This is a genomic window from Anaerovorax odorimutans DSM 5092, assembly GCF_000426305.1.
Taxonomy (GTDB): Bacteria; Bacillota; Clostridia; order Peptostreptococcales; family Anaerovoracaceae; genus Anaerovorax; species Anaerovorax odorimutans.
In genome coordinates, this window is the sequence record NZ_AUFC01000015.1 from 79356 (window position 1) to 85693 (window position 6338).

5 protein-coding genes are annotated in these 6338 nt (G+C 30.2%); 3 read left to right on the top strand and 2 right to left on the bottom strand.

Annotation, left to right across the window (positions count from 1 at the left end):
- Positions 1-98: 98 nt before the first annotated feature.
- On the bottom strand, positions 99-1325 hold the full coding sequence (locus tag K292_RS16310) for a Fic family protein (protein WP_051280462.1): 1227 nt from the start codon (positions 1323-1325) through the stop codon (positions 99-101).
- A 787-nt stretch (positions 1326-2112) separates the two neighbouring features.
- Between K292_RS16310 and K292_RS0106920 the strand changes: the two genes are divergently transcribed.
- From K292_RS0106920 to K292_RS17810, 3 genes are all read left to right on the top strand, one after another.
- Complete coding sequence (locus K292_RS0106920; RefSeq protein ID WP_027399227.1) at positions 2113-2400, top strand: hypothetical protein; 288 nt, start codon at positions 2113-2115, stop codon at positions 2398-2400.
- A 196-nt stretch (positions 2401-2596) separates the two neighbouring features.
- Entirely contained in the window at positions 2597-3982 is a 1386-nt protein-coding gene (locus K292_RS0106925) for a Kelch repeat-containing protein (protein ID WP_027399228.1), read from the top strand.
- A 198-nt stretch (positions 3983-4180) separates the two neighbouring features.
- Positions 4181-5128: a hypothetical protein gene (locus K292_RS17810; RefSeq protein WP_051280464.1), complete on the top strand. Its 948-nt coding sequence runs from the start codon at positions 4181-4183 to the stop codon at positions 5126-5128.
- A gap of 1054 nt (positions 5129-6182) precedes the next feature.
- Here the strand turns inward: K292_RS17810 and K292_RS19540 are convergent.
- Positions 6183-6338 (bottom strand): transposase (locus K292_RS19540; RefSeq protein ID WP_207637162.1); only part of this gene is annotated, 156 nt, incomplete at its 5' end.

The window sequence follows — 6338 nt, forward strand, 5'->3', positions numbered from 1 at the left end:
AAATTTTAAAACGATATTTATTGGCTGTTTGTGAAACAAATCTCTTTTTAATTGTATCACAAACAGCCAATTTGTTATTATTACAAGGACGTTTGCTTTTATATAATGTTAACTGTCTGTTTAAGGTAGTCGCTAACTGTATCTAAATCTAAGAGATAAACTTTTTTGTTATGATCTTCTGTTTTTTCAAAAATAGGAGCTCCATTTTTAATTAATAAATTGAGAATTGTTTTTGCAGTGGGATAACTACATTTTAACATATTAGCAAGTTCTTTTCTGCATAATGGATCATTACTAAAAAGGGAATTTTGTATTAGATAAAATAATACTTTTTTTTCTTTTTCTTCTAAGGACGATTTCTTTATAAGATCGTGATAAAAGTTTAACTTTTCATATCCCTCATTAATTTTAGTTGATAAATTATCAATTGCCCTGTCAATCATTTCAAGAAACATAATTACAAATGGAGTAATGTCGCCTTTATTTTTTTTGTCGTTACAAAAATCGAAAGCTTTATAATATTCCTCTTTTTTTTCTTTAATAGCAAATGATAATCGATAAGCAACAAATGAACTGAGTTCTTGAGCAAGTGTATAACTGCTAATAAATCTGCTCGTACGACCATTTCCATCATAGAATGGATGTATATACCCGAAAAGATAATGAAATATAGAGATACGAATAAGTGGTGTAATTCCTTCATTATTTAATATTGAAAGAGCTTGATTCATTGAGTTTATAATTTTTGATTCTGGGAAAATACCGATATGTTTTACTTTCTGTGTACCAGAAATTACTTGAGCTATTTCTTTGCGGAATATTTCACCATCAGGAATATTTTCTTTTTGCTCTGATTTGATTTCATCTAATACAATTTCATCATATAAAGAACGAACCTCTTCGCAGGTATTTAATGGTATATCAGGGTGACTTTTTAGTAAAAGTAAATATTTTTTTACTAGACCTGTAAAACGTTTATTGTTATTTTTTGGTAAAGTAGATATTACCTCTTTAATTTCTCTTCTTGTACTGTAAATACCTTCAATATCATTAGTTAGCATTATTTCGTCAATAAGACAACTTGTCTGATAGCTATTTAATGCAATTCCAGGGAGTGATAACATTTTTTTGTTTAATTCAGAGTTCTTTTTATAAATTTTTGCTGTTAAATTAAGTATTTCAATAGTGGGAATCATAAATATTGGATTAGAATCAATTTTAAAATTGAATGTAATACAGCCTATGCTATTAATTCTTTTATCATATTCTTTTAGATAAATATCAGTTCCTTTATAATAAAATTTGTTTAAAAGATTATATTTCATAAAAACCTCCTACTAATTAAGACGTAGAGTAATTATATAACTTTAGTTTAAAAATATCAACAATATTTTATAAACTGAAATATAAATATTATACACTGATATAAATATAACCAGAATTTTTATGATATATTCATTAAAAAATAATTATTTGATGAAGCAAAACTATTTTTCTGTGCTGTCCAACAGCTTAGATTTTTCATCTTGTAACTAAAAATATTATTAAGCAAGGTATTTATTAATTAAATAAGTGGACAAAAACTGTTGATATGTGGACAATCTTTAAATTGGGTTATTTATAATATAAAAATAACTGTGGATAAATTAATTGGCAATTTATTTTAAATTTAGCATTTGCATTGAAATTACTTGATTCTAAATGAAAAAAGTTATACACAGTCAAATTTGAATTAAATTGTATACAATTTGAAAAATAATGTGGAAAATTGTTAGGAGTCTTAAAATATAAGGCAGAAAGGGTTGCTGAAAACTGTATTAATGTAATAAATAAATGTTAACATAATACTAAAAGTAAGAAGGATGGAAAAGAATAATAAACCATCATATATAGCTAGAAAAATATTTATAAGATACAGAATGTTTTAGATTTAGTAAGTAGAATAAAATGATTTAGTTATTTAAAATCAACGTGTTTAGTAAAAGAAATGAAATTATGAATAAATTGTAACACTATGAGTGTAAATTAAAGGAATGTTTTTACAAGAACTTTTAGGGGTATAAAAATAGTAAATAAAGCAATTCACAAAAAATATTTGGAAGGAGTAGAGATATGGAAAAGAAATGTTATAAATGTGGGTCTACCAATGTGGTAAAAGTTGTTCCTGCTGGTTCTGCTTGTATACCGGGGATAAAAGAAGATATTAAAGAAGGACGTGCTGTTGTTAATTGCTGTTGTGCTGGTAAAGGAAGTAGTGATATATATCGTTGTAAGGATTGTAACTTTGAATGGGATTATTTCTATGAACTTGGTATGAAACAACAAGAAGAAGAAAATGATTCTAAGGACAAGGATAAGACTAAAGATAAAGATACTAAAAGAAAATGGTGGAAATTTTAATTATATAAGTACATGTAGGGCTATGGCTGCTATTTATTTAGTGCCATAGTCCTTTTCTTTTGTAGGAAAAGCACCTTAAACAATCAATTATATTATAGAAAATTATGGAAAACAGACTGTTATATAATTTACTTAAATGGTAATATATTCTAGTAAAATATATGTAACAATTATAGTAACAAAAGGGAGGAAAGAAATGAAACGAATATTAACAATTATTTTAACTTTATGTATGGTATTAAGTGCATCAGGGATAAGCGTCTGGGCAGATGATGAAGAAGGGTGGCAGGAAGAAACACCTATGCTTAAAGCAAATTGTTATTTTTTTACAGCTAAAGTAGGTAATAAAATTTATTTATTAGGTGGGGAAGCTTCTTATGAATTGAATCAAATTTATGATACTAAAACAAGGAGCTGGGAAATGGGTGAATCTGTTCCTATTCCTACAATACCAATATATTCATCGTATGCTGTTGTGGGAGACAAGATATATTTGATAGGGCGTAAAAATCAAAGTGATGAATATAAACTTCAAATTTATGATACTAAAACTAATACATGGATAAGCAGTGAAGATATATCGGAAATAAAAATTGCACAGGGACTATCATGTACATCAGTGGGTAATAAGATTTATTTAATTACTTATATTTCTGGCAAGACTAAGTTATATATTTTCGACACATTAACAGAAGAATGGGCGGAAGGATCTAATCTGCCAGATGCTTTAGACTATACAGGTACTATTGCAGTTGGAAGTAATATTTATGTAATAGGTGGTAGCCTTTGTGATTCAGTTGGATATTCAAAAACTGTATATATTTATAATACTGAAACTGATACATGGTCGAGAGGCTCTGATATGTCATATCCAAGAAATGGGCTGACAGTATCTGCAAATGGTAATAATATTTATGCTATCGGTGGTTATAATGGTAATTATTTAAATAAGGTTGAAATTTACGATATTACAACGGATACATGGAAAACAGAAAACTCTTTAAATGAAGTCAGGTTTTCTTGTGGATCGGCAGTAGTAAATGGAAGGCTTTATGTAATGGGAGGTAGAACTTCCTCCAATATTAATTTAAATACAATGGAATCATTACAAATAGGAGATAGCGTTAATACAGATAAAAAACTATCTGTACTACTAAATACAGGTGAAACTGTTCAACTAAGTGTATCATACAATTTAACAGATAACACCAATTTTACATGGAGTTCAACAAATGAAGCTGTAGCCACAGTAGATGTGAATGGTAAAGTAACAGCTGTTGGAGAAGGACAGGCGGATATATATGCTCAAAATGCAGATGGAACCTTTAAAGAATATATTCCTGTAAAAGTTGTGCCGGGTACCGCAGACGAAATGCGTTTGGCAGTATATTTGACCGCAGGAGATAACTCTAATCTATATTTATCTGATGATCCCAGTTTAGTAACTTGGAATTCTATGGATGAAAGTATTGCCACAGTATCAGCAAGCGGAGAAGTGACAGCAGTAAAAAAAGGGCTTGCTATAATTCAAGGTGAATTAGAAGGACAAACTTATCAAATTTATGTTAGAGTAAATGGATAGTAAGATTATAAGATATCATGTTAGCCGGCCGGTGGAAAATCCTTGGCTGGCTTTTTTAGGTTTTTGAATTATTTATAATCATTTTGTCAACTTCTGCAAATTGTATTATTTTACAAATAATAGTGATATAATATAGTTTATTAGATGGATCATAATCAAAGAAAATTTAGATAACAGTAATTTAGGAGAACAAGAAAGATGAGCGAATTTAAGAGATGTATATTTTGCGATGAAACAGCTGAATTTAACTCGGAAAAAAGAATATATAGAGTTAAATGTCCAAATTGTGGAATATATGAAGTTACGCAGATAATAATTGATCAAGACGAAGATCTAGTAGAAAAATATTCACCATATAAGCATTTAATATCTGGGTTAATAAGAGAAAAAAATGATTTAAATTTACAAATGGAAATAATTTCGCATAAAAATATTATGAGCTTAGCAAATGATGCGTTAGTACCTAAAACAATTATGCAAAAACTAGACAAGATATTACTTTTTTATTATAGAAATTCGGAAATATTTGGTCAAAAGTTAATTATAAACGTAAACAAAGATACTCCATATGCAATTGGATATACTAAATCAAAAAAAGAATTTATTGATATGGTTGATACGTTAATAGGTTTAAGACTTTTTAATTGTATTTCTAAAGGAGGAGGCTTTAGAGAATTTTCAATATCTCTTTCAGGGATGATGAAAGCAGAGGAGCTTCAAACAAGAAATATAGCCTCGAAACAAGTGTTTGTTGCAATGGGCTTTAACGAAGACCTATTGGAAGCTTGTGAAAAAGCAATAAAACCAGCATGTAGCCAGTTGAAATTTGATGCTCTTTTAATTTCAGAAATTGAACATAATGGAGATATAACGGACAAAATAATAGCAGAGATTAAAACTAGTAAATTTGTAATAACTGATTTTACATATAATAATGAAGGAGCATATTTTGAAGCAGGATATGCGCAAGGTAGAGGACTTGAAGTCATCAGAACTTGCAAAAAAGAATGGTTTGAAGGAGAAGATGATGACGGTATAAAAAATCATTTACATTTTGATATTAATCATTATAATTTCATTTTATGGGAAAATTACGAAGACTTAAAATTAAAATTGATTAATAGGATAAAAGCAACTATATTATAGATTATTTCTTTAATATTATTGTTTATTTCCTTAACAAACCAAAATTAATCTACATAATTACATTTCATACACTTATCCTTACAAGACGAAAAATAACTGTTACATTCCGCACATATATAATCTAATATCTAAAAGAGACAAAAAGGAAGCATCCTGCTTTCTTAAAAACAGCCGGCATAGTGACCGGCTGTTTGTGTATTAGAGATGCTTTTTCGTGTTGCATTTCATGTTGCATTTATATAAAAAATATGCAACATGAAGACAAAAAACGGTTATTTTAATGTAAAAAAATTTCTAATATAACAACCTTAAAACGTTGAAATATAAACAAAAACCGCTATTTTTAGCGGTTTGTTTTTTGGCGGAGAGCATCGACCTTTGTTCGCTGCGCTGTCCGTTTTTCCATTGCAGCTAAAGCTGCGGAAAAAAGGCAACGACCATAGGTCTCCTCCGCTCGTTTCGTTCGCTGCGCTGTCCGTTTTTCCAATGCAGCTAAAGCTGCGGAAAAAAGGCAACGACCATAGGTCTCCTACGCTTACTTCGTTCGCTGCGCTGTCCGTTTTTCCAATGCAGCTAAAGCTGCGGAAAAAAGGCAACGACCATAGGTCTCCTACGCTTACTTCGTTCGCTGCGCTGTCCGTTTTTCCAATGCAGCTAAAGCTGCGGAAAAAAGGCAACGACCATAGGTCTCCTACGCTTACTTCGTTCGCTGCGCTGTCCGTTTTTCCAATGCAGCTAAAGCTGCGGAAAAAAGGCAACGACCATAGGTCTCCTACGCTTACTTCGTTCGCTGCGCTGTCCGTTTTTCCAATGCAGCTAAAGCTGCGGAAAAAAGGCATGGTACTTCTCACCCACTCCGTGGGTTCTTATCCTTTTGTCTCAAGCAAAATGAAAAAGGGGCTGTAAAATAAGTCTCTAAAAAAATCCATCATCATCGGAGATAATTTCGATGATGATGGATTTTTAATTTTTATAGTGCTTTCAATATATATCATTGAAAAATGAGTGCACAAAATAAGGAGTTATCTTTTTGAAGGCTATTTTTCGATTTCTATTATGCCACCAATGCAACTCGATTTCGCTTATTGTGATATTTATATAAGTTGTAACCACAAGAAATTAAAGTAAGTTCAAGAATTACTCCTTTAAGTCCTCTCCTAAATAGTCTTTTGTAAGACCTGTTCCATTTTATTATTCCAAAAGTTCCCTC